The 24,931-nt window shown below is 35.0% G+C and carries 26 protein-coding genes; 23 read left to right on the top strand and 3 right to left on the bottom strand.

The features are described from left to right. Nucleotides 1–5 precede the first annotated feature (5 nt). Both SFA27_RS20785 and rplQ read left to right on the top strand, forming a co-directional pair. Nucleotides 6–1,001, top strand: a complete 996-nt coding sequence (locus tag SFA27_RS20785; RefSeq protein WP_047376582.1) for a DNA-directed RNA polymerase subunit alpha — start codon at nucleotides 6–8, stop codon at nucleotides 999–1,001. A gap of 6 nt (nucleotides 1,002–1,007) precedes the next feature. Next, complete coding sequence (gene rplQ, locus SFA27_RS20780; protein ID WP_047376583.1) at nucleotides 1,008–1,529, top strand: 50S ribosomal protein L17; 522 nt, start codon at nucleotides 1,008–1,010, stop codon at nucleotides 1,527–1,529. A 158-nt stretch (nucleotides 1,530–1,687) separates the two neighbouring features. Here rplQ and SFA27_RS20775 read toward each other — a convergent pair whose 3' ends face one another. Next, nucleotides 1,688–2,122, bottom strand: coding sequence for a hypothetical protein (locus tag SFA27_RS20775; RefSeq protein WP_047376584.1), 435 nt, complete (start codon nucleotides 2,120–2,122; stop codon nucleotides 1,688–1,690). Between the two features lie 66 nt (nucleotides 2,123–2,188). On the opposite strand from SFA27_RS20775, the gene SFA27_RS20770 reads away from it, so the two are divergent. From SFA27_RS20770 to SFA27_RS20730, 9 genes are all read left to right on the top strand, one after another. Beyond that, nucleotides 2,189–4,042 (top strand): glycoside hydrolase family 35 protein, encoded by a 1,854-nt coding sequence (locus tag SFA27_RS20770; RefSeq protein WP_407294629.1) that lies wholly within the window; start codon nucleotides 2,189–2,191, stop codon nucleotides 4,040–4,042. Between the two features lie 215 nt (nucleotides 4,043–4,257). Further along, entirely contained in the window at nucleotides 4,258–4,890 is a 633-nt protein-coding gene (locus tag SFA27_RS20765; protein WP_047376585.1) for a response regulator transcription factor, read from the top strand. Nucleotides 4,891–4,896: 6 nt separating this feature from the next. Beyond that, nucleotides 4,897–5,721: a hypothetical protein gene (locus SFA27_RS20760; protein WP_047376586.1), complete on the top strand. Its 825-nt coding sequence runs from the start codon at nucleotides 4,897–4,899 to the stop codon at nucleotides 5,719–5,721. 618 nt (nucleotides 5,722–6,339) lie between these two features. Beyond that, nucleotides 6,340–7,128 (top strand): sensor histidine kinase, encoded by a 789-nt coding sequence (locus SFA27_RS20755; RefSeq protein ID WP_047376588.1) that lies wholly within the window; start codon nucleotides 6,340–6,342, stop codon nucleotides 7,126–7,128. A gap of 69 nt (nucleotides 7,129–7,197) precedes the next feature. Next, nucleotides 7,198–7,527 (top strand): hypothetical protein, encoded by a 330-nt coding sequence (locus tag SFA27_RS20750; RefSeq protein ID WP_047376589.1) that lies wholly within the window; start codon nucleotides 7,198–7,200, stop codon nucleotides 7,525–7,527. A 29-nt stretch (nucleotides 7,528–7,556) separates the two neighbouring features. Beyond that, nucleotides 7,557–7,871 carry a hypothetical protein gene (locus tag SFA27_RS20745; protein ID WP_407294625.1) on the top strand — a complete coding sequence of 105 codons (315 nt, stop codon included), beginning with the start codon at nucleotides 7,557–7,559 and terminating at the stop codon, nucleotides 7,869–7,871. Nucleotides 7,872–7,882: 11 nt separating this feature from the next. Further along, a complete protein-coding gene (locus tag SFA27_RS20740) occupies nucleotides 7,883–9,031 on the top strand; it encodes a hypothetical protein (RefSeq protein ID WP_407294623.1) in 1,149 nt (382 codons plus the stop codon). Between the two features lie 224 nt (nucleotides 9,032–9,255). Next, a complete protein-coding gene (gene eno, locus SFA27_RS20735) occupies nucleotides 9,256–10,548 on the top strand; it encodes a phosphopyruvate hydratase (RefSeq protein WP_047376592.1) in 1,293 nt (430 codons plus the stop codon). Between the two features lie 88 nt (nucleotides 10,549–10,636). Next, entirely contained in the window at nucleotides 10,637–11,923 is a 1,287-nt protein-coding gene (locus SFA27_RS20730; protein ID WP_264518736.1) for a citrate synthase, read from the top strand. A 49-nt stretch (nucleotides 11,924–11,972) separates the two neighbouring features. Here SFA27_RS20730 and SFA27_RS20725 read toward each other — a convergent pair whose 3' ends face one another. Next, a complete protein-coding gene (locus SFA27_RS20725) occupies nucleotides 11,973–12,791 on the bottom strand; it encodes an alpha/beta hydrolase family protein (RefSeq protein ID WP_047376593.1) in 819 nt (272 codons plus the stop codon). A 76-nt stretch (nucleotides 12,792–12,867) separates the two neighbouring features. On the opposite strand from SFA27_RS20725, the gene SFA27_RS20720 reads away from it, so the two are divergent. From SFA27_RS20720 to SFA27_RS20710, 3 genes are all read left to right on the top strand, one after another. Then, nucleotides 12,868–13,245 (top strand): helix-turn-helix domain-containing protein, encoded by a 378-nt coding sequence (locus tag SFA27_RS20720; RefSeq protein WP_047376594.1) that lies wholly within the window; start codon nucleotides 12,868–12,870, stop codon nucleotides 13,243–13,245. 157 nt (nucleotides 13,246–13,402) lie between these two features. Then, nucleotides 13,403–14,464 (top strand): helix-turn-helix domain-containing protein, encoded by a 1,062-nt coding sequence (locus tag SFA27_RS20715; protein ID WP_407294619.1) that lies wholly within the window; start codon nucleotides 13,403–13,405, stop codon nucleotides 14,462–14,464. A gap of 80 nt (nucleotides 14,465–14,544) precedes the next feature. Then, nucleotides 14,545–16,719 carry a TonB-dependent receptor domain-containing protein gene (locus tag SFA27_RS20710; RefSeq protein WP_407294617.1) on the top strand — a complete coding sequence of 725 codons (2,175 nt, stop codon included), beginning with the start codon at nucleotides 14,545–14,547 and terminating at the stop codon, nucleotides 16,717–16,719. 36 nt (nucleotides 16,720–16,755) lie between these two features. On the opposite strand, the gene SFA27_RS20705 is transcribed toward SFA27_RS20710, so the two are convergent. Further along, entirely contained in the window at nucleotides 16,756–16,920 is a 165-nt protein-coding gene (locus SFA27_RS20705; RefSeq protein WP_156118387.1) for a hypothetical protein, read from the bottom strand. Nucleotides 16,921–17,210: 290 nt separating this feature from the next. On the opposite strand from SFA27_RS20705, the gene SFA27_RS20700 reads away from it, so the two are divergent. The 9 genes from SFA27_RS20700 (at nucleotide 17,211) to SFA27_RS20660 (ending at nucleotide 24,930) form a co-directional block, all read left to right on the top strand. Next, entirely contained in the window at nucleotides 17,211–18,125 is a 915-nt protein-coding gene (locus tag SFA27_RS20700; protein ID WP_034694718.1) for a dimethylarginine dimethylaminohydrolase family protein, read from the top strand. A gap of 82 nt (nucleotides 18,126–18,207) precedes the next feature. Next, a complete protein-coding gene (locus tag SFA27_RS20695; protein WP_407294614.1) occupies nucleotides 18,208–18,492 on the top strand; it encodes a four helix bundle protein in 285 nt (94 codons plus the stop codon). A 180-nt stretch (nucleotides 18,493–18,672) separates the two neighbouring features. Next, the gene (gene ctlX / locus SFA27_RS20690) at nucleotides 18,673–19,596 is read left to right on the top strand and encodes a citrulline utilization hydrolase CtlX (protein WP_407294612.1); all 924 of its coding nucleotides are present in this window, start codon (nucleotides 18,673–18,675) and stop codon (nucleotides 19,594–19,596) included. A 20-nt stretch (nucleotides 19,597–19,616) separates the two neighbouring features. Beyond that, nucleotides 19,617–19,976, top strand: coding sequence for an S-adenosylmethionine decarboxylase family protein (locus SFA27_RS20685; protein WP_223598563.1), 360 nt, complete (start codon nucleotides 19,617–19,619; stop codon nucleotides 19,974–19,976). 134 nt (nucleotides 19,977–20,110) lie between these two features. Beyond that, complete coding sequence (locus tag SFA27_RS20680; protein WP_407294610.1) at nucleotides 20,111–21,439, top strand: DUF4178 domain-containing protein; 1,329 nt, start codon at nucleotides 20,111–20,113, stop codon at nucleotides 21,437–21,439. Further along, nucleotides 21,436–21,630 (top strand): hypothetical protein, encoded by a 195-nt coding sequence (locus SFA27_RS20675; RefSeq protein ID WP_047376601.1) that lies wholly within the window; start codon nucleotides 21,436–21,438, stop codon nucleotides 21,628–21,630. The genes SFA27_RS20680 and SFA27_RS20675 overlap by 4 nt, the downstream gene beginning before the upstream one ends. A 13-nt stretch (nucleotides 21,631–21,643) precedes the next feature. After that, a complete protein-coding gene (locus SFA27_RS20670) occupies nucleotides 21,644–21,859 on the top strand; it encodes a DUF350 domain-containing protein (RefSeq protein ID WP_045491052.1) in 216 nt (71 codons plus the stop codon). Beyond that, nucleotides 21,852–23,366 (top strand): polyamine aminopropyltransferase, encoded by a 1,515-nt coding sequence (locus SFA27_RS20665; protein WP_407294608.1) that lies wholly within the window; start codon nucleotides 21,852–21,854, stop codon nucleotides 23,364–23,366. Before SFA27_RS20670 ends, SFA27_RS20665 begins: the two co-directional genes overlap by 8 nt. 37 nt (nucleotides 23,367–23,403) lie before the next feature. Further along, nucleotides 23,404–24,930, top strand: a complete 1,527-nt coding sequence (locus SFA27_RS20660) for an NAD(P)-binding protein (RefSeq protein ID WP_407294606.1) — start codon at nucleotides 23,404–23,406, stop codon at nucleotides 24,928–24,930. The last annotated feature ends 1 nt before the right edge of the window (nucleotide 24,931 follow it).

Genomic DNA, 24,931 nt, shown 5'->3' with positions numbered 1-24,931 from the left:
ATAATATGGCAATTTTACAATTCATAAAACCCGATAAAGTAATTTTACTTAACTCTGATGAATTTAAAGGTCAATTCGAATTCAGACCTTTAGAACCAGGTTTCGGGCTTACAATCGGTAATGCTTTGAGAAGAGTGTTGCTTTCTTCTCTGGAAGGATACGCTATTTCATCTATCAAAATAGAAGGTGTAGAGCACGAATTTTCAACTATTCCAGGAGTAATCGAAGATGTTACCGAAATTATTCTTAACCTTAAGCAGGTAAGATTAAAAGCTGCAGCAGAAGGCCAGGCTAACGAGCAGGTTGTTGCTAAAGTTTCAGGTCAGACGGTTATTACTGCTGGTGATTTAGGAAAGTCTATCAATGGATTTGAGGTTTTAAACCCAGATTTAGTGATTTGCAACCTAAACAGTGATGTAACTTTCGAAATTACTTTCAATATTGAAAAAGGTAGAGGGTATGTGCCTTCTGAACAAAATAAGTCAAACAATGCTCCTGTAGGAACTATTGCTATCGACTCTATTTTTACGCCGATCAAGAAAGTACAATATAGCATTGAAAATTATCGTGTAGAGCAAAAAACAGACTACGAAAAACTTGTATTAGATATAGAAACTGATGGGTCTATCAGCCCTCAGAATGCTTTAACAGAAGCTTCTAAGATATTAATTTATCACTTCATGCTATTCTCTGATGAGAGAATCACGCTTGAAACGGAAGCTGTAAAAGCATCTATCCAATATGATGAAGAAACTCTTCACACAAGACAACTTCTTAAGTCTAAATTAGCAGATATGGATCTTTCAGTAAGAGCCCTTAACTGTCTAAAAGCAGCTGAAGTAGAAACTCTTGGAGAATTGGTTTCTTACAGTAAGTCTGATTTGATGAAATTCAGAAATTTTGGTAAAAAATCTTTGACAGAACTAGAAGAATTAGTGCATTCAAAAGGTCTTAACTTCGGTTTCGACGTTGCAAAATATAAGTTAGACGCTGATAAATAATTAATAATGAGACACGGTAAAAAATTCAATCACTTAGGAAGAACAGCTTCTCACAGAAGCGCTTTACTTTCTAATATGGCTTGTTCTCTAATTGAGCATAAAAGAATCAACACTACTGTAGCTAAAGCTAAAGCTTTAAGAGTATATGTTGAGCCTCTATTAACAAAAGCAAAAGAAGATACTACACACAACAGAAGAATAGTATTCTCTTACCTTCAAAATAAATTTGCGGTTGCTGAATTATTCAGAACTGTAGCTCCTAAAATCGCTGAAAGAAACGGTGGTTATACAAGAATCATTAAGACAGGTTTCAGACCAGGTGATGCTGCTGATATGGCTCTTATCGAATTAGTAGATTTCAACGAGCTTTACAACCCTAATGCTGAAGAGAAAAAAGCTACAAGAAGAAGCAGAAGATCAACTGCTGCACCTAAAAAAGCTGAAGCTGTAGTAGCTGAAGCACCTGCAGTAGAAGAGAAAGTAGAAGAAGCTAAAGCTGACACTACTGAAGAAAAAACTGAAGAATAATATTCATTCAGATATATAAAAAAACCATCCGGAATCCGGATGGTTTTTTTATATATAATAATTTAAGCAATCATATTTTGTTGATAGAAATTATGGCTTAAAAAGATTTAAGATATATAAAAATAAAATGTCCCTTTATATTGAGGGACATTGCTATCTTAGATTTTTGTTCTTTTCAATTCTATCAGATTATTACCCTGTTCAAGATGAAGGCTATCACCTTTTACCCTTGCTGTCATATCATCTTTCTTGTAAATCGTTTCATCACCTTTGGTTTCTGTCTTAGGTAATGTAAATGTTTTCTTGTTGCTGGTAATGGCTACTGTACTTTCTTTCGGATCGTTTTTGAATACTACTTTTACCAATGTTCCATCAGTAGCTTTATAAACAAAATCTGTTTTCTCAATTTTCTTTCCGTTGATGTCTACAGTAGAAGAACTTTGTGTTACCGAATCTATTTTTCCATTGTTGTCTGTAACTACAGTTTCTGAGCTGTCTGTTTTGATAATGCTTTTGTTTCCGCTTTCACTTTTTTTACAGCTGACTACAAATAGTACCAATACGGCACCTAATGCTAAAAGACCTTTTTTCATGATTATATTATTTGATATTCAATATGATTTTTATATTTTAATTTTACAAAAATCATGCCTTACAATATGAGAAATTTTAACCGTTATTTATGTATAATTCTTTTATTTTTCTCCTTGAATACCATGTTTTCTCAAAAAGGGAAATTTGAAATTAAAGATGGGAGTTTCTTCTTAAACGCTAAACCATTTACAGTATATTCAGGAGAAATGCACTATCCGAGAGTTCCATCAGAATATTGGAAACACAGATTGGAGATGATGAAAGCAATGGGCTTAAATACAGTTACTACTTATGTATTTTGGAATTATCATGAAGAATCTCCTGGGAAGTGGAATTTTTCGGGTGAAAAAAATTTACAGAAGTTTATAAAAACGGCACAGGAAGTAGGATTATATGTCATTATCCGCCCTGGGCCCTATGTGTGTGCTGAATGGGAATTTGGGGGTTATCCGTGGTGGCTGCAAAACAATAAAGACCTTGAAATAAGAAGGGATAACCAAGCTTTTTTAGATGAATGCCGGAAATATATCAATCAGTTGGCAAAACAAATTGTACCGTTGCAGATCAATAATGGTGGTCCGGTAATTATGGTACAGGCAGAAAATGAATTTGGGTCTTATGTGGTTCAGAGAAAAGATATTCCTTTGGAAGAGCACAGAAAATACAGCCACAAGATAAAAGAGATGCTTTTGAAAAGCGGGATTTCAGTGCCGTTGTTTACCTCGGATGGGAGTTCACTTTTTAAAGGAGGCTCTATTGAAGGTGCCTTACCCACAGCAAATGGAGAAAGTGACATTGATATTCTAAAGAAAAGTATCAATGAATATAATGGAGGCAAGGGTCCTTATATGGTTGCTGAATACTATCCGGGATGGCTGGATCATTGGGCAGAACCTTTTGTGAAAGTTTCTACAGAAGAGGTGGTAAAGCAGACAAAACTCTATCTGGAAAATGGAGTCTCATTTAATTATTACATGATTCATGGTGGAACCAACTTCGGTTTTACAAGCGGTGCCAATTATGATAAAGACCATGATATACAGCCGGATCTTACTAGCTATGACTATGATGCTCCTATCAGTGAAGCAGGATGGGCTACCCCCAAATATAATGCACTGAGAGAAGTTTTTCAAAAAATAAACAAAAGCAGACTTCCTGATGTTCCCAGGCCGATGAAAGTCATCACAATTCCCACCATTAAATTTTCAAAAGTAAATAGTCTTTTTGATCTTACTGATCGGCAAAAACCAATTGTCAGTGACCAGCCACTCACCTTTGAAGATCTGAATATTGGCAGCGGATATATTCTCTACAGAAGAAATTTTGAAAAAGATCAGAAGGGAAAACTTGAGATAAAAGGATTACGTGATTATGCAAACATCTACATCAATGGGAAATGGAAAGGAGAGTTGAACAGGGTAAACAAAAAGTATGATCTGGATATTGAAATCAAATCCGGAGACCGGTTGGAAATTCTGGTTGAAAATATGGGCAGAATCAATTACGGGGCAGAGATTGTTCATAACCTAAAAGGGATTATCAGTCCTGTAAAAATTGATGGGGTTGAGATCTATGGAAACTGGGAAATGCTTCCTTTACCATTTAATACATTTCCTGAACATACTTTTAAAAATAAAAAAATTGAAGATCATTCACCCGTAATTCAGGAAGCAGAATTTACACTTGATGAAACGGGAGATACTTTTCTTGATATGAGGAAATTTGGAAAAGGAATTGTTTTCATCAATGGAAGAAATGCAGGCAGATACTGGAATACTGCTGGGCCCCAACAAACCCTTTACATTCCTGGAGTATGGCTGAAGAAAGGAAAAAATCTGATTCAAATATTTGAACAAATAGAATTTCATAATACAATAAGCAGTATTGATTATCCTATTCTTGATTATATTGTGAAATGATAATTAATTTTAAATTATTTATTTGAATTGTTTTCTTTTTGTTTTAATTTATTATTAATAATTAACTTTATGTTGTTTTTAAATGAAAAATTGATTAAATTTATTAAAAACTAAAGACTGAAATCATCATTGCAAACTCAAAGATTAATATTACCCAAAGGTGTAATTGATTTCCATTTGTTTTCTGTTGAAATTTGCTACAAACAAACAAAGTCATGAGCATTTCCATTGCCATAGTAGAAGATGAAAAAAACTACAACAACGCGTTGAAGAAAGTCATCAATTATCAACAGGATATGAAGGTAATTGCTCAGTTCTTTGACGGAAATGATGCCATGCAAAATCTCCCCGCCATTTCGCCGGATGTTGTGATGATGGATATCCAGCTGCAGGATATGCTCGGAATCGAAATCATAGAAAAGCTGCGAAAAGAGATGCCCGATACACAATTTATCATGTGTACCAGTTTTGATGATGATGAAAAAATCTTTAATTCTTTAAAAGCCGGCGCTATGGGGTATCTTGTAAAAGGAGAAAGTATGGACAAAATTCTCTCTTCTATCCGCGATGTATACCAGGGCGGAGCTCCAATGAGTTTTTCCATTGCCCGAAGAGTGCTCAAACATTTTGAAAGAAAACTTCCGGAAATTAAAGGTTTTGATGAGCTTACTGAACGTGAAAAGGAAATTCTCGAGTTACTTTCAGAAGGACTCCTTTACAAAGAAATTGCTGATAGAAAATGCATCAGCATTGATACGGTAAAAAAACACGTCGGAAATATCTACAGAAAACTTCACGTCAACAATAAAGTGGAGGCTATTAATAAATTAAACCAATCAAAAAACTAAGAAACAATGGAAAAAGAATTGCATGATTTTAAATGTGCTCTGGAGGCTGCTATTATTGCGATGCAAAAGGAAGGAACGATTAAAGACTTCTATGAAATGAAGGAGTTTACGGAACGTGAGCAATGGATAAAGGATTATATTACAAAGAATGGGGTGGATTTTTTCGTAACCCATCCTATAGGCGATGATGAATTCTTAAAAAATAGAGCGTTGTTTGAGCAGAGGGCTCCTGATATTAGCCAGGAATTGTACATAGATTTTCAATTATTTGAAACCCTTGTTAGGGACCATTTGAATGAGGGGTATACAATAATGAAAATATCTTTTAGAGAACTTACAAATACTACAATTAGTGAATTTTCTAGGATGATGCCTGAAAATCAATTAGCACTGAAAAGTATAGAAGGATACTTGTATGCAAGCCTTTCCTTCCATGAGGCATCAGATACAACTAAGTTGGATAAACATTATTTTGTTTTTAACCTGGATAGATTTTATGAGGTAGATGCATCCCAATTAGGAAGATTTGACAGTACAAATTTAGGGAGAACACTCACTAATGCATCCAATGACGCTTATGTAGCAAATTCTATACGCTATGAGTTGATTCTCGTAAAACAATATATTGATAGAATGCACATGTACCTGGAAGGATGTCTTAAAAAAAGTATTTCCAGACTTGACTTTATACCATGCATTGGAAGAAAAAAGACAGTAAGTTTTGGAGCAGGAAAACAGTCAATATATTTGGCAACTATGCCTTCAGATAATAATAAACAATTACTTAGTGCAGATTTCCCATATTATGATCAGGGAAGTTTAGAGCCATAAAATGCTTATTACAGCCTACTATATCATTTCTTCTATGGTGTTGATAAAAGGAATCATAGTTTTGAGAGGAAAAAAAATATCCTCTCAAGACTATTTTTTGTTATATCTCATCGTAAATTTTGTTGTAGATTTTTTTTCAGAAATTAATATTATTTCAACCAAATCAATTCAGTATAACTATTTGAATCTTTACAATAGCTTCTATTTTATCATTTTTTATTTTCGACACTTTAAAAATAGGAAGATAGCTGTTGTAATATCTACAATCGTCTTAATAGTAACAGTATTGAATATTGAACTTTTTTATGTTGATAAATATAATTTGAATATTGCTATTACGTATTGTGTTATCAATATATTACAGGTATTGTATTGGTGCAGTTATAAATTAAATAATATTAATAAGTCGAAAATTACAGACGATCCCGTTTTTTGGATCTCAACCTCGATACTTTTATGGAGTTGTTTTTTTCTTTTCAGGATTATCCCCATGTATCTGCTGAATGAAATTGATAAGCCATTTCTAAAACTGCTGAAACAAATATTAAATGTAATCAATATTGTATGCGGTGGTTTATTTTATATTGCTTTACATAAATATAACTCAATGAATAAAAAATGAAGTCTTTACCTTCAGAAATAAAACTTATTTTTTTAATTGCATTACTTTTAGTGGTGCTTTTGGTTGCTTTTACAATTTTCATCGTATTAATGTACAACCGAAAACAGCTTTTATATCTGAAAGAACAACAGCTCAAAGAAGCCGAACACCAAAACCAGCTCCTGCAGAAAGAACTCGAAAAACAAAAAGTTCTCGAACTGGAACGCGAACGTATTTCCCACGATATGCATGACGATCTGGGGGCGGGAATCTCTGCCCTGAAACTTCAGGCAGAATTTCTGAAACAGAAAGCTACAGATGACGATTTGGAAAGCGACATTGATGAACTTTTGAAAACCTCCGAAGAAATGAATATTTCTATGCGGGAAATGCTTTGGAGCTTGAATTCTGGAAATGATACGTTGGGAAGCTTTATTGATTATGCAATATTGTATACCGGAAACTTTTTAAAGAAAACAAAAATAATATTGCTTTCAGAATGTGAAGATATCACTGCGGAAACTCCTGTTTCTACTGAAATGAGACGTAATCTTTTTCTCTGCTTAAAAGAAGCGGTGAATAATGTATACAAACACAGCCATGCTGATACATTGAAACTTTCATTTTCACAGAAAGAAAATAACTTTTCTATGAAAATATCAGATAACGGAATCGGTATTCAGGAGGACCTGCCAAAAGGAAATGGCCTCAGAAATATGAAAAGAAGAATGAATGAATTATCCGGTGAATGTCATATTTCATCTGAAAACCCCGGAACCTGCCTGGTTTTTAAAATAATAGTATAAAAATTACCCTTTTGTGTAATTGACAGGTATGTTTTTTAGATGGAAATTTGATATATAAAATTAACAGCCATGAAAACTTTAATTAACGACAGTATTGGAGATTTGGAAGCTGCTTTAAAAAACAACACTGATCTTCAGGAGAAATTTAAAACCAATCCCATAGAAGCCATAAAAAATGTGGAAATCCGAAATGGGAGAGGTACAGATTATTGGATCTATAGAATTATAGTCATTATGCTTGGTCTGGCAATTATTGGAATTATTGCAGGACTTATTCTAATTTCTGCATGGAGTGGTGGAGAACCCAAAGATAATCAGCTGGTAACTATTTTTGCTACCATTTCATCTGGAGCCATAGGAGCTTTAGCCGGGCTTTTATCTCCTACACCCAGAAAATAAATAATAATAACTTTAAAAAACTTGATATCATGAAAACTATAACATTAAATATTACAGTAACAGGGGGCACTTCAATTTTAGGAATTATCTATAAAATTTTTAAAAAAGGGAGTACAGAACCACTTTTTGAACAAACAGAAAAAGGAACTTTTTCTGAAGAATTTGAATTAGAAGAGGGAGCAGATTATGATCTTTATATAATTGGGTCGAATCCATTATCAATAGATAGAAATACAAGAGTGAAAATTGATGGAGATATTGTCCTTAGTGAGGATTCTGATTTAAATCCAGCCAATAGAAAAGGGAATGGGTATTTATTGACGTATCATTTTAAAGTAAAGTAATAAAAGGAATCATGAAAACACTTATACATAAATTAGGGATTGTTCTGTTTTTCTTTAATGTATTATTGGTTTGTGCCCAGAATGGAGCCTTAACTAAAAATGATTTAAAATCAGATGATTTTTATAAAAAGATTGAAGAAACAAAATCGGGAAACTGGAAAGATGTATTGACTGATTATATGCAGGCTTCTTTTAAAGGATTAACAAGTGAAAACAAATCTTTTCAATTTAAAGCAAACATTTTTTCGTTGAGATCGAAAGTTGATAGTACTTTATTAATTGACTATAACTATGCAAGTAAACGAGAAACCTTTTATAGAAATTTTCAGATACAAATAGGATTAAACCTCGATAATGACTATAAATTTAAAGGATTTAATTATGGCTTCGATTGGGCAATCATTAACAAAAGAGATACAACTATAGCCAGTTTAGCCAGAGAAGAGTATGAATCCGGTAAATATTTTGCCAAATTAAGTTCTGCTTTAATTTTTGCCTTACAAAAATATAGAAACGTAGCAACTCCTGAAAACTATCAGAAAATTGAGAAATTAGCAAAGGCTTCTATTGAAAAACAGTATTACTTGCCAATAGATAACCTGCCGGAAGATTTTAAAAAGATATTGCTGGAAGAGCAGGATGGAATAGATGCTAAACAATTTTTAGATACTTTTCAAGATGAATTAGGGAAGTTAAAAAGGCGGCCTTTATTAACTGTAGGATTCCATAGTAATTTTCAAAAGGATTCTAAGTTCTTGGACGAGTTTGATGCCAATTTGGTTTATCTGCAAGGATTAAAATCTAAGAAGGGAAGTAAATTGGAAATAGACTTCCGGAATCAGTTTAAAGCAAAAGATAGTATCACAACTTCTGTGATAAAACGGAAAGAATTTTCGTCACAATTAGGACTAAATATTTCAATTTGGGAAACGAAGGAGAAATCTATTGTGGAACTTAAACCTAATTTTGAATATAAAAGAATTGTTTCAGGAATAATGACAGATGAAAAGAATGACCAGTTCTTAGCCAATGCAGATTTAAGAATAAGAATTTTAAAAAACCTTTGGGTTCCGTTGATTTTAAAATATGACATTAAAAACAATAATCTTTTTGGTTTCTTAAATGTCAGTTTCAATTTTGATGCAATGAAAAAAGAATAGCATAATAATTACTGAATAAAAACTCACCTTTTAAAATTTTAAGAGGTGAGTTTTTTTATCATTCTTTCCCTATTTTAAATCCTCAATCCAGCACAAAGAAATTGTGGAATTATCATAATATAAATTAACTAAAATTTAACTCGGATTTATTTCAAAAAAATCCCTCGAAATACCCCTGAAAGTTAAATTTTGATTAAATTTGTCTAAACTAAAAAAAATAAAAAATGAGTGCAATTTCTTATATAGAAGCAAGACAGATTTTAGATTCCAGAGGTAACCCTACCATCGAAGTAGATGTATTTACAGAAAGCGGGGCAATGGGCCGTGCTGCTGTGCCTTCAGGAGCATCTACAGGAGAACACGAAGCGGTAGAATTACGTGACGGTGGTTCAGAATATCAGGGAAAAGGAGTTCTGAAAGCTGTTGAAAATGTAAAAGAAGTAATTGCAGAGAATTTAGTTGGACAACCGGTTTTTGAACAAAACTATATCGATCAGATTATGATTGATCTTGACGGAACGGCTAACAAAGGAAATCTTGGTGCTAATGCTATTCTTGGTGTTTCTTTAGCCGTAGCAAGAGCTGCTGCTGCAGAATTGGGAATGCCACTTTATAAATATGTAGGAGGAGTAAACGCAAACACGCTTCCTGTTCCAATGATGAATGTAATCAATGGTGGATCTCACTCAGATGCTCCTATCGCATTCCAGGAATTTATGATCATGCCGGTAAAAGCAGATTCTTTCTCTCACGCATTGAGAAAAGGAACTGAAATTTTCCACAACCTGAAATCTATCCTTAAAGGAAGAGGTCTTTCTACAGCTGTAGGAGATGAAGGAGGTTTCGCACCTACTTTCAACGGAACTGAGGATGCTTTGGATACTTTACTTCAGGCGATCGAAAAAGCAGGGTACAAGCCTGGTGATGACATCATGTTGGCATTAGACTGTGCGGCTTCAGAATTCTACAAAGACGGAACTTACGATTACAGAAAATTTGAGGGAGATAAAGGAGCTCACAGATCAAGAGAAGAGCAGGTATCTTATCTTGCAGAATTGGCTGCTAAATATCCAATCATCTCTATCGAAGACGGTATGCAGGAAGATGACTGGGAAGGTTGGAAAATGTTAACTGATAAAATCGGTGACAGAGTACAGCTGGTAGGTGATGATTTATTCGTAACCAACGTAGACAGATTATCAAGAGGAGTAAAAGAAGGTATTGCAAACTCAATCCTTGTAAAAGTAAACCAGATTGGTTCTCTTTCTGAAACAATGGCTGCGGTACAAATGGCTCAGAACAACAAATTCACTTCAGTAATGTCTCACAGATCAGGAGAAACTGAAGATTCTACAATCGCTGATTTAGCAGTAGCAATGAACTGCGGACAGATCAAAACAGGTTCAGCTTCAAGATCAGACAGAATGGCAAAATACAACCAGTTGTTGAGAATCGAAGAAGCTTTAGGCGAAACTGCGATTTTCCCAGGATTGGAAGCTTTTAAAATCAAAAGATAATTAATTGAATTTATAAATAACGGCAAGCGAAATTTTTAGTTTGCCGTATTTTATGGAAAGTGGTATATTTAAAAAAAATAAATAAATAATGTCAGACAACAAAGTAATATTGAATTACGACGGTAATTCATATGAATATCCTATCGTGGATAGTACTATCGGAGACAGAGGGATTGATATTTCAAAATTAAGAGACCAGACAGGTTTGATCACTCTGGATTTAGGTTACAAAAATACAGGAGCTACCATTAGCGACATCACTTACTTAGACGGAGATAAAGGAGAATTATTCTACAGAGGTTATCCAATCGAGCAGATTGCTGAAAAATCTAACTTTACTGAAGTAATGTATCTTTTATTACATGGAGAATTACCTACTCAGGATCAGTTTACTTCATTCGACAATAATATTAAAAAATATAACTTCATCGCAGACGAAATGAAAAAAATCATTGATGTTTTTCCTCGTTCTGCTCACCCTATGGGAGTTTTATCTTCTATGACATCTGCTTTGACAGCTTTCAACCCAAAAGCAGTTAACGTAAACTCTAAAGAAGAAATGGATCATGCTGCAGAGCTTATGATCGCCAAGTTCTCTCACCTTTGTGCTTGGACTTACAGAAAAACTCAAGGTTTACCATTAAACCACGGGGATAACAACCTAAACTACGTAGAGAACTTCTACAAAATGGCATTCAGATTACCAAACGCTGATTTCGAAATCGATCCGGTAGTTGTAAATGCTTTAGATAAATTATTAATCCTTCACGCAGACCACGAACAAAACTGTTCTACTTCTACAGTAAGAATGGTAGGTTCTGCTCACACAGGTCTTTTCGCTTCTATCTCTGCTGGGGTATCTGCACTTTGGGGACCACTTCACGGTGGTGCTAACCAGGCGGTAATTGAAATGCTTGAACTGATCGAAAAAGATGGTGGTGACGTATCTAAATATGTTGCTAAAGCTAAAGATAAATCTGATAGCTTCCGTCTAATGGGATTCGGACACAGAGTTTACAAAAACTTCGACCCAAGAGCAAAAATCATCAAGAAAGCTGCTGATGATATCCTTAAAGCATTAGGAATTCAGGATAAAGCTCTTGATATTGCAATGCAGTTAGAAAGAGTAGCTCTTGAAGATGAATATTTCGTAGAAAGAAAGCTGTATCCAAACGTAGACTTCTATTCAGGTATCATCTACAGAGCGTTAGGTATCCCTACAGAAATGTTTACAGTAATGTTTGCATTAGGAAGACTTCCGGGATGGATTTCTCAATGGAAAGAAATGAGACTGAAAGGAGACCCAATTGGAAGACCAAGACAGGTTTACCAAGGTGCTCAGGAAAGAAACTACATCGACATCGCAAGCAGATAATATTTGCTTATACCATAAAAGAAACCCAAAGCTTGCTTTGGGTTTCTTTTTATTTAAAATGTTGTCTGAAATAAATAAAGTGATACTCAATGGAGTTTTTCCAGTATTCTGTATTATGATTTCCCGGTTGAGAAATAAATGTAATGGGAATTTTCAGACTATCAGCAATATCTCTGATTTCAATGGTGGAAGGATAAAGTATATCTTCCGAACCACAATCTATTAAAATAGGATTTCCTTTATTATAGGTTTTCAAAAGTATTGAAATATTATACTGGCTCCATTCTTCCGGTGAACCTAATATTTTGTTCAGGTCATCAGTAATCCTTGTTGTATTGAAGAATTGCAAGCTTGCATTTCTGATGATATTGGGATCCAGAGAAAAAGCGCCACTTGTGCTTCCTGCAGTATTGAAATAATCCTGATGAAGCAAAAAATATCGGATAGCACCATATCCTCCCATACTCAACCCGCTGATGAAAATATTTTTTTTGTCAATATTGAAATTTTTATGAACCTTGGGAACCAGTTCCTTAAAAAAGAAATCTTCAGCTCTTGCCCCTTTATCATAAGGGCTGTTTATATACCATGTGGTAAACCCATCCGGGCAGACGATGATCATTTTGTATTGATCAGACAACTGCTGAAGATTAGTTGTTTGTGACCATTGACGATAATTTTGACTGTACCCGTGTAATAAATATACTAAGGGATATTTCTCTTTCTCGTTATAGGTTTTAGGTTTGAAAACAAATATCGTATCCGGTTTTGACATAAATTCGGATTTCAGAATCCACTTCTCCTGCGCTTTGAGCAGTTGTAGGCTTATTACAAGACCAATAATCAACAGGATGTTTTTTGTACTCATAATTTTGTAATTTTAATGTAAATTTCTGTAAGCTGTTCGTATATTACAATAACGAACAAAATTGTGAGTGATAATTATGAGAAAAGAAACTTCAACCAATGCGGCAAACGAACAGTTTTTGTTTGGTATTTGTGAACTGAATTCCGCAGTAAGTATCATCAGTGGACGTTGGAAGTCACAAATTATTTACTCGATATCGGAGGGAAATAACAGGTTTCACCTTTTAAAGAAAGAATTGCCTAATATTTCTGAACAGGTTCTGGGGAGACAACTAAAGGAATTGGAAACCCATAAAATTATTATTAAAAAAGAAATTCCCGATACCACTCCTGCCGGAATTGAGTATGTACTCACAAACAAAGGACAAGACGTTATCCCGATTTTGAAAAACTTATGTGAATGGGGTAAAGAATATGCAGATGGAAAAGAGATATTAATCTGCAATATTTCTTAGAAAAAAATATATATTGATGAAATTGGATTCAATAATTTATTAATTTTACTTTTATGAAATTATTGGGAGCTCAAAGCCAAATGATTGAATAATCAGGCATTATAAGAAGCTGCAGTATTACTATCCCATTGTATAAAAAATAAATAACTGGATTATCATGACTTTCGGACAACAGATGTTATTTTTCTTCAGTGCAGTAGGGGCATTCAATGGACTTCTGCTGGGCATTTATCTGCTGTTTGTTAAAAAACTGAAATACCTCCCCGATTTTTTTCTAGGGCTTCTTCTCTTAATGCTAAGCTCAAGGGTAGGAATTTCTGTATGTATTTATTTTTATCCTGATCTGCCCAGAATTGTCCCGCATTTAGGACTATCTGCACTATTTTTCACCGGACCAGCTTTATATTATTACGTGAAATCTTCCTTTAAACAAGATCAGTTTGGCTGGAAGAACTGTCAGAAATGGTTTGGAATATTAACCCTTATTTTAGGAGTAGTAGGGTTATTATATCTGATCTTCCCCATTACATGGGATCACTATTTTGGTACTTTTATTTATACCGTTTGGTCCGCATTTGTGTTTCTTGCAGTCTATCAGTATTATATTTTCGTTAAACAGAATCATAAAAGTCCAAACAAATTTGTTCTTCCGGTTCTGGTGAGTAATGTGATTATCTTTTTAACGTATCAATTGATTTCTACAGGTTGGGTACAAATCTATTGTGCAGGTGGAAGTCTTGTGTTCTCGTTTGTGCTATATGCCAACTTTTTGATTTTATTTAATAAAAAATATCAGCAGCTTCCGGTAAAAGAAACAGAAAAATATTCCAATAAAAAGATTTCCGGAGAACAGGTGGATAGTTTTGTATCAAAATTAGAAAGGTTAATGGATACGGAAGAACTCTATAAAAATCCAAATTTAAAATTGAATGATCTTGCTTCAAGAATGAATATGTCAGCCCATCAGCTTTCCCAATTGCTGAATGATAATTTGGGGAAAAGTTTTGCGACCTGCATCAATGAATACAGGATCAATGAAGCCTGCGAAAAAATAGAAAATGGTTCCTATCTGAAAATTGAAGAGATCGGGTATGAAGTTGGATTTAATTCCAAGTCAACTTTCTTTTCAACCTTCAAGAAAATTAAAAATACAACCCCTCTTTTATATAAGCAGTCTCAAAGCCTTACTGAGCCAAGGTTTCAGAGTTCAAATTTATAATTCAGTACTGCGGAATTTCAATTTCAAAACCATACTGTTGCAGCAAGCCAATACTTTTGATGTCATAAAATTTAATATTTATGATTATCAAATTGTGGTTTTTGTTACTCCTGTTGTTTCTCTCAATTTTTGGTAAGGCACAAGAAATTGTAAAAAGGAACGTTTCGGATTCTCTGACTCAAGCAAAATCTTCCACCACGAATATTTCAGAAGTCATTCTTCAATCAGCTCCACGAAGGATGAAACTGAATAATGGAAACCTGGTTGTCTCTGTTGCCGGAAACAAAGACTTTAAAACCTCTATCCATCTTCTTGATGTTTTAAGAAAAACACCTGGTGTCGCAGTAGATCAGGAAGACGGAATTTTTATTGGCGGAAGAATTGCTCCGGCTGTTCTTATTGATGGAAAACCTGTTGTGATGAGTAATCAGGAGCTGCAGGCCTATTTACGGTCTTTATCACCTGAAATGGTAGAATCTGTGGAGGTAAATACCAATCCTTCTTCAAAATATGATGCAGAATTTAAAGGAATTATTGATATTAAATTAAAAAAGAATACCAGTCTCGGCTGGAAAGCCAGCTATAATGGTAATGTGTATATTAATAAATTCAACTACAGGGAAAATGCATTCAATACATCTTATCATACGGGAAAAGTGACATACAGCCTTCAGACAGGCTATAATGAAGGTATTTCAGCCTATCGTTATCAGGCTTTGCAGCGGCTGGCAAATACCAATATTATGCGTACCCATACCTATCAGGAGGATTTCGGGAAGGTCTACAATATTCAGATGGGAGCTGATTTCAGGCTGAATGATACAAACAGACTAGGGATTAATCTGAGAGGTAACTTCAGGAACAATGACCGTGCCCGAAACGGATCACTTTTTACTACCGATAAAAGTGAAACCCAAACAGTATTGAATACAGTCAGTGAAAATCCCACCTATTATTTACAGGATAATTATGGAATCACCACCGATTATTCTTTTCAAAGTAAAGGATTTAAACTCAGTTTTTTAGGAAACTATCTTTCAGTTAAAAACAAACAGAATGATGATTTTATCAATAAAGATCAGACTACAGCAAATCTTCTTTCTTATTGGAAATCTGACTTGATTAATAAAATAAATATCTATACTGCTCAGATAGATGTTTCACAGAAAATGGATAATGCAGATCTTGAGGCGGGAGTGAAATACAGCAATTCAGACACCCAAAACAATATCAGGTATGATACATTGTCTGCCGGAAACCGTTTTGTCTTTGATCCTACGAGAAGTAATGTGTTTTCATATAAAGAAAAAATTTTGGCAGGCTATCTGGCATACAGGCAGAAAATGGGAAACTTACAGATCAATGCAGGCCTAAGATTTGAAAATACAAACAGTATTTCCAATGCAATTACTGTAGATTCTGTTGTTGCAAGAAAGTATCTGAAATGGCTGCCATCATTAATTGCAAATTATACTTTTAACAAGTCCAGCGAACTTTTCCTTTCTTACAGTAGAAAAATAACAAGACCGGTTTTCTCACAGCTTAATCCGTTCCGGTTTTATTTCAGTCCGTTAAATTACTGGATTGGAAATCCTTATCTGCTTCCTTCCTTTACAAACCAGATCAAAGCTACCTATCGCTATAAAAACTGGATCACAAGTTTTACAGTCGGAAAAGAAAAAGACGTTATGACACGTTATCCCTTATACAATCCTGAAACGAATGTATTAGAATATCTGGGAACGAATCTTCCTTACCGGAACTTTGCTGTTTTGGAAACCAGTTTTCCAATCAGAATTACAAAATGGTGGAATCTCACCAGTCAGATCACAGGATATTATAATTATGAATTCAGACCCTATCTGGATGAGGTTTTTGCATTGAATATCTATAATTATGAAGTGAGACTGAATCAGGTATTTTCACTTCCAAAAGGATTTACCGCGAATATATTTGCCGGTTATGAATCAAAAACGGGAAACAGTCTTTACATTATCAAGCCAAGGTATACCATAGATGTATCAGTTCAAAAGTCATGGTTTGATAATAAACTGAACACTAAAATAGGTTTTAGTAATCTGCTGGATTCCTACGAACAACAATTGGAATTCCGGCACAAACAGATTATGGATAATCGCTTGACCCATTGGTGGGATAGCAGCAGACTTGTATTTTCGCTCAGTTATAATCTAGGAAGTTCAAAATATCAGGTAAAGGAAACCCAGAAAACAGAAGAAGAGAACAGAACGAGATAAGAAAACCTGCTTTTTCAAGCAGGTTTTCATTTTATATTATGGACATTGGCATCTGTCGCATGTCCAGATATAGCATTTTCCTGTATCATCCCACTCGCAGCATCTTCTGCCTGTTGAGATTGGAGCGCCTCCCATTACTGATTTTTGTTGTTCTCTTCCTAATTTTTGTGCGTTTTTCAGCACCGGATTGTTCTTGTTCATAACTTTGATTTTTGGTGTTAATAGTTAAGTTTTAAGGTATATAATTTCGCGAAAATTATATCACTAATATAGGAAATTAAATAATATAATTATCTGTTTTTTTGTTCTTATGTAGATGGAAAATAGTAAGTTGTAGATGTTTTTGGAGCTATTCACTGTAATAGACTGAACAGACAAGGAAATTTTATTGAAGAGTGTTGATTTTAGAAATCAAATTTAATACATAAAATAATCCAAAAGTTTTATAGGTAGAGACCTTTACTTATATTTGTAGTATTGCATAAATCTTTATGAGACTAAATATTAAAAACGAAACGGGGAGGCTGAAGTCAGTAGTTTTAGGCCAGCCTAATTCACTGGGAGCAGTTCCTACACTAGAGGAAAGTTATGACGCAAAGTCATATTACTCAATCGAACACAACATTTATCCTAAAGAAGAGGATATTATCAATGAAATGAATGCTTTTGAAGCAGTTCTGAAAAAGTATGACGTTGAAGTACTGCGCCCAAGTATCATCAAAGATTACAACCAGGTTTTTTCCAGAGATGTAGCCTTTGTGATTGATGACAAGATGATTATATCTAATGTGATTGCAGACAGAGCAGACGAACAGGAAGCATACAAAAGCGTTTTTGAGAAAGTAGCATGGAGAAAGATTATCAACCTTCCGGAAACAGCACATATTGAAGGAGGAGATGTTATCGTATGGAATGATTTTATTTTTATCGGAACCTGCTTCAGCGAAGATTACAGAAATTATAAGACGGCAAGAACGAATGAGTATGCCATTGAAATCTTAAAAGAATATTTTCCAAAGAAAAGAATCATCGACCTGGAACTGAAGAAAAATGATAAAGTTCCGTTTGAAGGGATTCTGCATCTGGATTGTACATTTAATCCGGTAGGAGAAGACAAATGTATCATTTATAAAAACGGATTCGTAGATGAAAGTGACTACCGCTTAATCATCGACATTTTCGGAGAAGAAAACTGTTTTCATATCAATGATGAAGAAATGTTTGAAATGTTCCCTAATATCTTCTCTATTTCTCCTGATGTAGTAGTTTCAGATAAAGCATTCACCAGAATGAATGACCATTTGAGAAACGAGTGGGGAATGACCGTTGAAGAAATTCCTTACAGAGAAATATCCAAAATGGGTGGTTTGTTGAGATGCTCTACAATGCCGCTTGTGAGAGAATAATTGGGTGGGAGAGTTTTAGGGTCTGAGAGTTAGAGTGTTGGTGTATTTGAATATTTTTTTAATTTTAAATAAATAGTAGTGTATGTCAACGATTAAATTTCATCAGGACTTAAAAGTTTTTCAAAAATCATTTGAAGCTGCACAGCTGATTTATGAACTCTCAAAATCTTTTCCAAAGGAAGAACTTTATTCACTTACAGATCAGATAAGAAGATCATCAAGATCTGTAACGGCAAATATTAGTGAGGCTTGGGGAAAAAGAAAATATGAAAAATCCTTTATTGCTAAGCTTACAGATTCGGAGGGAGAAGCAAGAGAAACCCAAACATGGCTTCAATTTGCTTTTTACCTGCCATTATATGAATGACGAGCAATACAATAATTTGCACAACAAGTATAACCAAATAATAGGGATGTTAGTTAATATGATGAGCCAGTCAGAAAAGTGGTGTTCATTTTCTTCAGTGAATAAAGAAGAGAATAATTTGTAAAATGCTGTTCAGCCTCTCCAACTCTCATACACTAACACCCTCAAACTTATAAAAAAATGCAAACAACAGATACAGTATTAATGATAGAGCCGATTGCATTCGGTTACAACGCTGAAACAGCAAAAAATAATTACTTTCAGGTAGAACAGACAGGATCGGATATCCAGTCAAAAGCCTTGGCAGAGTTCAATACCTTTGTCGGAAAACTGAGAGGAAAAGGAATCAATGTGATCACCATAAAGGACACACTGGATCCTCATACTCCGGATTCTATTTTCCCGAATAACTGGGTGAGTTTCCATAAAGACGGGAAGCTGGTTTTATATCCGATGTTCGCTTCCAACAGAAGAGTAGAAAGAAGAGAAGATATTATTGAAAGTATCAAAGATCAGGGCTTTGAAGTTGCAGAAATTGATGACTGGTCTTTTCCTGAAACTCAGGGACATTTTCTGGAGGGGACGGGAAGTATGATTTTCGATCATGATAATAAAATTGCTTACGGTTCTGTTTCTTTGAGACTGGATGAAAAACTGTTCAGAGAATTCTGTTCAAAATACGAATTCACCCCCGTTGTTTTCCATTCTTTCCAGACAGTTGGAACAGAAAGACTTCCTATCTATCACACCAATGTAATGATGTGTGTGGCAGATCAGTTTGTAGTAATCTGTCTGGACTGTATTGATGATGAACTGGAAAGAGAAAAAGTAATAGAAACCATTAAAGGTTCCGGTAAAGAAATCATCGAAATTTCAGAAGACCAGATGCAGCAGTTTGCAGGAAATATGCTTCAGGTTCAGAACAAAGAAGGTGAGAAATTCCTGGTGATGAGCCAGACAGCTTATCAGTCTTTATCTTCTGAACAGGTAGCTGCGATTGAAAAATACTGCGAAATTATCTATTCAGACCTGAATACCATTGAAGTAAATGGTGGAGGAAGCGCAAGATGTATGCTTGCTGAGGTTTTTCTTCCAAAAAAATAATATATTTACGAAAAAATTAATTGAACCCATTATCAAGTAAAGGTTTACATATTCTTCTGACTTTGGAAACAGAGTCAGAAGATTTGTTATTAGACAGCAAAGGTTTTCTGGCGTTTACAGAAGAAATTCTGAAAACAAAAGATGTAGAAATTGTAGGAGTTACCAATCATATTTTTGAAAACGATAGTTTTACTTCCGCAGTAATACTGAAAGAGTCTCACCTTTGTATCCATACGTGGCCGGAATTTAAACAGCTTACTTTTGATGTCTTTCTTTGTAATTATACACAGGACAATACCACAAAAGTAGAGCAGATTGCAGATGAAGTGGTTCAGTATTTTAAAGCTAATACCATTCAGAAACACAAAATTTACAGATAAAAATGCACTATGTCTGCCCAGCATGCGAATCAGAAAATAAATTAGATCTCACCTTTCCTGTTGAAGAATATGTTTGTAAAACCTGTTCCCATCTCATTGATGCAGCCGGAAACAAACAAATTAAACATTTGAAAGTGCCAACCGAAAACGTTGTGTTAGACGTTGGGCAAAAAGGAAAAATTGAAGGTGTAGAATATACGGTCGTTGCAATTACTGTCAGAAAATACGGAAACAGTATTTTCTGGAGGGAATATTCTTTAAAAGATAGTAAAGGAAATGATGCTTTCCTGAGTGAAAGTGATGGGCATTGGGTTTTCCTGCTTTCAATGCACCCCGATGATTTTAAAAGTAAAAGTTCTAAATTGGCAAGTTATGTGGGAAGAACTTATCGCTGGTATGAAAATACCCCATGCAGTATCGATGCGGCAGCTGGATTTTTTGATGAACATCTGGATTTCAGTATTGCTACTTACAAAGAATACGTCAATGGAACCCGTATGATCTCACAAGAGAAGGTAGGTAAAAAAAATCAATACTTCTATGGAGTCCACATTTCAAAATATGATATCAAAAGGGCTTTTAAAATAGCTCATATGCCCTATTATACAGGAGTAGGAATCGTACAGCCGTATTATTTTGATATTAAACAGGCTGTAAACATTTTTTGTATAGCAGCATTAATGATATGTCTGTTTCAGCTATATGTCTATACCTCAAGAACGAATGAGACTGTTTTTGAACAGTCAATAAATTTTGCCGACATAAAAGATAAAGAACTAGTCAGTAAAAGTTTTACCCTATCAGGAGGCTCAGCACCATTAAAAGTCAATGCTTTTTCAGCAGTGGATAATTCGTGGGCCAATGTTCAGCTAAGCCTTGTGAATGAGAATACCAACGAAGTTGTATATACTTCAAAAGATATCGAACAATACCACGGTTACGAAGATGGTGAAAGCTGGTCGGAAGGAAGCCAGTCTGAAAACTTTAATCTTTGCGGGGTAAGCTCAGGGAAATATCATTTTCTTATTTCAGCCGAAAAAGAAGGGGCTTTATTACCTGCATTTTCAGGTCTTCAGTCACCAGATTCAAAAGTATTGATCTCCAGAGATAAGTCAGGAATTCTAGATGTTACAGATATTTATAAAGCACAATCTACCACTTTCATAGATGGAAAGACTTTAGAAAAAGATACAACAGAATTGGGTAAACTGGTGAAAGCATCTTTTGGAACTTCAAAAATAGACTCTCTGATCAATGCTGAAGGGCTAAGACTTACAACAGATGTTATTGCATCCAATAACGATGTTAAAATCAAGGCAACCTGGCTTCCCGTTTCATTCTGGAACTTCGGATTTATTTTATTCATAATGGTTGCGCTCTTTGTGGCTATGTGGATAGGAAGACATTTCTTTAATGTCAATAAATGGAAAAACAGTTCAAATACCCCTTATGCTACATCATGATGAGCAAAATATTAAATTACATAAGACAAAACTGGATTCTCTGTCTGATCGGAGGACTTTTCATGACCTGGTTTGTGTACCTTACTTACCAGGGAAATCAGGTATGTGACTGTGCCAAAACGGAAACATACCGTGACGGAACTACCAGAAGCCATTCCAGAGTAGGATTTTACAGATACTATCACAAATAAAAATATAAAAACTATGGACAACATCAATTTCTTACCCATATTAAACTCGGTTCTTTACTCATTCTTAGGAATCGCAATCCTTCTTGTATGTTATTTCATCATCGAAAAACTTACACCGGAGAAAACATGGCATGAGATCGCTCAGAATAAAAATATAGCCCTGGCTATTGTCTTTGGAGCATTTATCATCGGAATTTCAATGATTATAAGCGCGGCAATTCATGGATAAGAAGAGGATTCCTCTTGAGCTGCTTTTATTGTTTTCAGTATTCGTCATTGCTACATGTGGATTGATTTATGAGCTGGTGGCCGGAGCCCTGGCGAGCTATCTTTTAGGAGACTCTGTAAAGCAGTTTTCTTTCATTATCGGGGTGTATCTCTTTTCAATGGGAGTAGGTTCCTATCTTGCGAAATTCATCAAAGGAAATCTTATTGATAAATTCATTGAGATCGAGATCCTGGTGGGAATTGTAGGTGGAATCAGCTCTGTGGTGCTGTTTATTTTGTTTAATACACTCGCACACTTTGAAAGCGTTCTCTACCTTTTTGTCTTCTTCACCGGATGTCTCGTTGGAGTGGAAATACCGCTCCTGATGAACATTCTGAAAGACAGAGTGCAGTTTAAAGATTTAGTTTCAAACGTCTTTGCATTCGATTATATCGGGGCTTTATTGGCTTCGATTCTCTTTCCGTTGGTTTTAATTCCAAAACTGGGAATTGTAAAAACACCTTTGTTTTTTGGGTTAATTAATATCTCTATTGCGATATTTCTTTGTTATTACCTTACAAAGGAATTATCAAAACCTTTATCACTGAAAGTAAAATCTATTACCGCATTTGCGTTTCTGCTAGGACTTTTCTTTTTCTCAGATACGATTTTATCTTATTCTGAAGAAAAACTATACGGTGAAAATGTAGTCTATACTAAAAGTTCACCCTATCAAAGAATTGTTTTAACGAGAAATACTCACGAATTCCGTCTGTATTTAAATAACAACCTGCAGTTTTCTTCCACCGATGAATACCGCTATCACGAAGCTTTAGTACATCCGGCGATGTCTATGGCAAAAAATATTGATAAGATTCTGATTCTCGGAGGTGGTGATGGTTTTGCTGCAAGAGAAGTATTAAAATACAAAGACGTTAAAAAAGTAACACTTGTGGATCTTGATGGAGAAATGACTCAGTTTTTCAAGACCAACGAAACCATGCGCAGGTTGAATCAAAGCTCTTTTTCTAATCCTAAAGTGGAAGTCATCAATAAAGACGCTTACATTTGGGTAAAAGACAGCAAAAAGAAGTTTGATGTCATTATCATAGACTTTCCGGATCCGTCCAACTACAGCTTAGGAAAGCTATATTCGCTGCAATTTTATAAAGAACTGGAGAAGCTGACTACCCTTGATACCAAAATTGTGGTTCAGACCACCTCTCCGTATTTTGCCCCGAAATCTTTCTGGTGCATTGAAAAAACAATCAATCAGATTTTTCCTTTCACAGCAGCATATCATACCTATGTTCCGTCTTTTGGAGAATGGGGGTTTTCTATGGCTTCATTTGAACCCATCAACAACAGGATTTACAGAAAGCTGCCTGGGTTAAAATATTATGATTATAACTTTTCACAGATGTCTTATTTCAGTAAAGATATGAAAGTGAAAGACGTAGAAGTTAACCGTCTGGATAACCAGATACTAGTCCGTTATTTCGATGAAGAGTGGGGGAAAGTACAGTAGAAAGGATTTTCTTAAAACTATATTTTTAGGTAGCCTTATGCTTCCTTTTTTGCAGTATTGCAGAAAGAAAGTAAAATCATTGCTGCTGAAGATCACCGGGACCAACCATGTTCTCGGGCATAAGTTGTGGGCAAAAGATTTTCCACAATTTTCAGAAGTTATCCACACCAAATATCTTATCGTAGGTGGTGGAATTTCCGGACTTTCGGCATGCAGATTCTTCAGCCAGAATAATGAACAGGATTATCTTCTCCTTGAAATGGAAAATCATCTGGGAGGAAATTCTTCCAACGGACAAAATTCATTTTCAAAATTTCCGTTAGGAGCTCACTATTTACCATTACCAAACAAAGAAAATACAGAAATTATAGACTTTCTGAAAGAATGTGAAATCTGCCTGGGAACTGAAGAGAATGGAGAACCTATTCTTGATGAATACCAAATGACTTTTCCACAACAGGAAAGACTGTTCTATAAAAACTCCTGGCAGAACGATATTGTTCCTCAAAGAGGAGTTTCAGCAGAAACCCAGCAGGAGCTTAACCACTTTTTTAAGTTGATGGATGAATTTCGTCTGAAGAAAGATGCTCATGGAAAATATTGGTTCGCTATTCCGGTACATGATTCCAGCAGAGAAGATGAGGTTTTAAAGCTTGAAAAAATCATTTTTAAAGATTGGCTCAAAGAAAATAACTATCACTCTGAAGAACTTCTCTGGCTCCTGGATTACTCCTGCAGAGACGATTTCGGATTGGGTATAGACTACGTTTCGGCATGGGCAGGAATTCATTATTTCGCAGGTAGAAAGAACAACTGGAGCACGAAATATAAAGATCAGGTCTTCACATGGCCGGAAGGAAATGCAAGACTTGCCAAACACTTTTCAAAATACACAGAGGGAAAACATATGTCTGAAAATCTGGTTTTTGATGTGAAAATCAATGATAAAGTTGAGGTACTGAGTTTTGATAATACCCAAAAGAAAACCAAAAAGATTATTGCAGATAAAGTACTGTTTGCATCACCACAGTTTGTGAATGAAAGAATTTTCAATCATCAAAAAGCGATTTCATTCAATTATGTTCCTTGGCTTTTAACAACAATTACGCTGAAGAATGAATTCGGAGGGGATGAAGAGCTGGCCTGGGATAATGTGATTTATGGATCTTCGGGATTGGGCTATATCTTTGATCAGCATCAGAATTTGAACCAGATTATGGGTGAAAAAGTAATTACCCATTATAAGAGCTTTTCAACCGGAGACTGTAAAAAAGCAAGAAAAAAGCTCTACGCCATGAAGGATGCTGAACTGAAAGATTTAGTTTTAAATGATCTTAAGAAAGCCCACCCTTTGATAGAAGATTTTATTCTGGAAATGCAGTTTCACAAAATAGGACATGCCATGATTGCTCCTGTTCCCAACCAGATTTTTGGAGAAGAAACCAGGATAGCAAAAGCACCTGTAGAGGGGAAAATTTTCTTTGCCCATTCTGATCTTTCAGGAATATCTATTTTTGAAGAAGCATTCTATCAGGGAATCCGGACCGCTGAAAAAATGATATAAA

Origin of the sequence: Chryseobacterium sp. HR92 (assembly GCF_045689405.1) — a bacterium.
GTDB lineage: Bacteria > Bacteroidota > Bacteroidia > Flavobacteriales > Weeksellaceae > Chryseobacterium > Chryseobacterium viscerum_A.
The sequence above is the reverse complement of the archived record's forward strand: the minus strand, read 5'-3'. Positions and strand labels throughout refer to the sequence as shown.